This is a genomic window from Nostoc cf. edaphicum LEGE 07299 (genome assembly GCF_015207245.1).
GTDB lineage: Bacteria > Cyanobacteriota > Cyanobacteriia > Cyanobacteriales > Nostocaceae > Nostoc > Nostoc edaphicum_B.
Window position 1 is genome coordinate 1 of sequence record NZ_JADEXF010000509.1, and the last position, 4,173, is coordinate 4,173.

3 protein-coding genes are annotated in these 4,173 nt (G+C 41.2%); 2 read left to right on the forward strand and 1 reads right to left on the reverse strand.

Annotated elements, in window-relative coordinates; translation table 11 throughout:
- Nucleotides 1-631: 631 nt before the first annotated feature.
- The gene (gene rpe / locus IQ229_RS15785; protein WP_194045211.1) at nt 632-1,339 is read right to left on the reverse strand and encodes a ribulose-phosphate 3-epimerase; all 708 of its coding nucleotides are present in this window, start codon (nt 1,337-1,339) and stop codon (nt 632-634) included.
- Between the two features lie 212 nt (nt 1,340-1,551).
- Between rpe and IQ229_RS15790 the strand changes: the two genes are divergently transcribed.
- Both IQ229_RS15790 and IQ229_RS15795 read left to right on the forward strand, forming a co-directional pair.
- On the forward strand, nt 1,552-3,147 hold the full coding sequence (locus tag IQ229_RS15790) for a S8 family serine peptidase (protein ID WP_194045213.1): 1,596 nt from the start codon (nt 1,552-1,554) through the stop codon (nt 3,145-3,147).
- 399 nt (nt 3,148-3,546) lie between these two features.
- Nucleotides 3,547-4,173 (forward strand): serpin family protein (locus IQ229_RS15795; protein WP_322744001.1); only part of this gene is annotated, 627 nt, incomplete at its 3' end.

Sequence of the window (4,173 nt, forward strand, 5' to 3'; positions counted from 1 at the left end):
GATTAGTTCTAACTATGAAATAAATCAAACTGATTACAAAAGTAGTCAGCATTTCATGGAGTAAATAACTCCTAGACCAAGACCAATAATCCAACTGTTACTATTGGTGGTTCTTTTTCTGAGGAAGTCTGAGCAAAGAGAATTTGGGGAGGTGGATTCCCCCAAGCCAAATTTTACACAGCTTTCACTGACTGCAGACGGTGCAAGTAATGCTGATAAAACTTTCTATCCTGTGGTTGGTGTTGCTTTAGTTAATAAAGCAAACGCTTAACATCAATTCCAGGAACAGAAATAGAAAAGTTACGGTGAAATTGTTGTCCTTGGCTGGTAGAACTAGTAGCTCATACGCTTCTCTTTCGACTATTGTAATCCTAGTCCTCCTAACCTGGATTATCTTTGGTTTCTAAACTTTCAATTTATATAACACTACTGGAAGTTCAAAACTTGAATAGCTTCCAGTTTTTTATCTGTATACAAAAATAAATAAGGTAGGCAATTTGCCTACCTTATTTTTTGTGAAGACTAGATATCTGGTGAAATTAATCTAGAATCCTTCTATAGACTTAGCACCGCTACGTCTCTACATTCTTTTTCACTTCCATGTTCAATGATTGATTAATTCAAAAATGAATTAAACCTTGGCTAATTCTGGAGTAGGACTCTTGCTGTTGCGAATTGCTGTAATAGCCTGAGCATAATCTTTTGCGTTAAACACAGCTGAACCGGCGACGATCGCATTGGCTCCCGCTTCCAAAACTTGCCAGGTATTATTTGCCTTCAATCCCCCATCCACTTCAATCCAGGGGTCAAGACCACGTTCATCACACATTTGGCGCAGCTTGCGGATTTTGGGTAATACACCAGGGATAAAGCTTTGACCACCAAAACCAGGGTTGACGCTCATAATTAGTACTAAATCGCACAAATCTAGAACATATTCAATTAGTTCTAGAGGGGTACCAGGATTAAGTACAACACCAGCTTTCTTACCAAGCTCTTTTATTTGCCCCAAGGTGCGGTGCAGGTGTGGAGAAGCATTATGCTCGCAGTGTACGGAGATAATATCAGCACCAGCCTTAGCAAATCCCTCTACATACTTTTCTGGCTCCACAATCATCAAATGGACATCCAGAGGCTTGGTTGTAATCGGACGAATCGCCTCCACAATCAGAGGGCCTATCGTAATATTAGGTACAAAACGACCGTCCATGACATCAACATGAATCCAATCCGCTCCAGCTGCGTCTACGGCACGAATTTCGTCACCCAAGCGACTAAAATCGGCTGATAGGATAGATGGAGAAATTACAATGGGCTTTTGAGATAGGTTTTGGGTCATGGCTAGTGGGTTTTTAAGCGTCCTCGTCTGTACGCATTGTAACAAAACATTGAACAAGACTTATAATTTTGATCCCGGTTTTTTGGAGAGTGGCGAGTGAAGAAGGGAATAGGTTACAGGTAAAAGGGTACAGATTATTCCCTATCACCTGTTACCTGTAACCTTTCACCTAATCCAATGACCAATGACCAATGACAAATGACTAATAACTAATGACTAAAAAACTAACCTGGATATTTTGGGGATTAACTGCTTCTTGCCTGAGTGCGCCGGTAATTGCTTCAGCTTTAGAATCTGCATTAGGAACTAATGGCATTGATGCTCTGAAGCTACACAAATCTCCTTATAATTTAATCGGTCGTAAGATTGCTATTGGTCAAGTGGAAATTGGCCGGCCGGGAATGTTTGGATGGGATAAGGCGGTGTCTAAAAACCGTGCCATATCTTTGGCAGCAGTTTTCTTACGCAATGGCCCAGCTAAGTCTAATACTGGTGTTGACCCCCACGCCTACAATGTTGCCGGTGTGATGGTGAGCCAAGACAAAGCTTTGCCAGGAGTTGCGCCGGGAGCGCGATTGTATTCATCGGCGGTGGGTTCGACTAAAAACATGGGTCAGCCAGAGGAGTGCTTATCGGCACAGCACATAGCGCTACAAAATAGTGGCGATGTCCGTGCGATTAACTTTAGCTTTGGCGAACCTCTGAGCCGCGATCCTCGACCGGAAGCTACTTTAGACGGCAATGCTTTATTAACTTTATGTGTTGACTGGTCTAGTCGCTTTCATGATGTTTTGTATGCGATCGCTGGCAACCAGGGGAAAGGCGGCATTCCTATTCCTACAGATAATTTTAATGGAATAAACGTGGCTTTTTCATCCCGCCGAGGGGGAGTTTTTAACAAAGTAGACGTGGCTAATCTGGCAGGTGTTAACCAAGGGGTGAATGGAAGACTAGCTGGAAAAGAATTTGACCTTGATGGGCGTCGCGCTATCAGTTTAGTTGCTCCTGGTAATAATATTCCTTTGCTCAATCCAGATGGCAAATTGAACAAGGTTACAGGTACAAGTTTTGCAACACCTCAAGTTACAGCTACTGTTGCTCTGTTGCAGGAACTTGCCAACCGACAGATGCGGACAAAACAACCCCACTGGAGCATTGATTCTCGGCGTCATCAAGTGATGAAAGCTGTATTGCTGAATTCAGCAGACAAACTTCTAGATAGCGGCGATGGCTTAAAGTTGAGAATGACGCGGACGCTAATTGATAAGCAAAATCAAAACTGGCTAGATTCTGATGCTTATAAAGATCCAAAGATTCCCTTGGATGCCCAAATGGGAGCGGGTCATTTAAATGTATTTCGCGCTTATCAGCAGTTTAGTGCTGGTCAATGGCAGGCATCGGCGGCGGTGCCGGCTATTGGTTGGGATTATCGCACAGTTGATGTTGGAGCATTTGTTGACTATATATTAGCAAAACCGTTAAAACAGGGAAGTTTTGTTGCTGTAACCCTGAGTTGGGATCGATTGGTAGAACTCAACGATAAAAATAAAAACCAGCAATATGACTTAGGTGAAAGTTTTCGCGATCGCGGTTTGAATAATCTCGATCTCTACTTAGTAAAAGCTGATGCTCAAAATTCTGATGCTGGTGCTATTTGCTCCTCAATCAGCCAAATTGATAGTGTAGAACATATTTTTTGCCCCGTTACTGCTACTGGCAATTACAAAATCCGTGTTCAGTTTCGTCAAAAGCTCAATGAAGCGACTCAACCCTACAGTTTAGCTTGGTGGAGTGTACCTATTAATTGAAATAGGGTAGCACAAATATCTATGTAAAATTACAGCGTTTTTCTCGTTCCTATACTCCGTATAGAAACGAGATTTCGTGCCTCTAAGAAACGTTATTCGATCTATAAAAACCTAACAGAAGTGGTTATTTTATGATTACGTAGCTTACAATACGTTTATACGTAAAGATAAAAATTCTTAGAAATCAAAATTTTTTATAAGTCGTCTGTATAGCCGTCTCAATAAGGAATTAGCAACTCCACAAGTTGTGTTTAATTACTCTGAGCTACTAATTTGCTGTTACGAAAACTGTAACAGTCCCATTTTTCTATTGGAGTAAATGCAATAGTTAGTCATTGACACAGTATCTGCGTCAACTTTGAGCACAAATCGGGAATCTTTGGCAAGTGAGGTAGCAGAATGAATCGTCATAAATTGAGTGATGCGAAAGAAAATTTCCTACAAAGACGTTACGGTGTGAGTCTAGGCAGACGTTATGCTCTGGCAGCTGCAAGTGTTGTTCTATTCAGTGTATTAGGGTGTTCTCAAGTCGATAGTAATAAAAGTGCCCTTGCCCAATCTAGTTTACCTCAGCCAGAAACTCCATTGCAAAAAAAAACAGCGAAAACTGATACAAAAATCGTTGAGTCTAGCAATAAGTTTGGCTTCAAACTATTTTCAGAAGTTCTGAAAAACGATTGGGGTGAGAAAAATATTTTTATTTCACCTTCAAGTGTTGCGATCGCTCTTGCTATGACTTACAACGGCGCTAGCGGTTCGACTCAACAAGCAATGGCAAAAACCCTAGAATTACAGGGGATGAATCTACCAGAAATCAACTCTTCTTATGCGGCGGTATTAAAACAGCTTTTAGACAATTCAGATGCGAAAGATGCGAAAGTGCAATTGAATATTGCTAACTCACTTTGGGCAAATAAAGATGTTAGCTTTGCATCAGATTTTCTCAAGAGAACCCAGGACTTCTATCAAGCCAAAGTCAGCAATTTAAACTTTAAAGATGCCGCCGCATCTAGTATTATCAATAAC

Excerpts from the sequence above, each read along its gene's own strand:
- rpe (WP_194045211.1), bottom strand. The coding sequence starts at position 1,339 with ATGACCCAAAACCTATCTCAAAAGCCCATTGTAATTTCTCCATCTATC.
- IQ229_RS15790 (WP_194045213.1), top strand. The coding sequence starts at position 1,552 with ATGACTAAAAAACTAACCTGGATATTTTGGGGATTAACTGCTTCTTGC.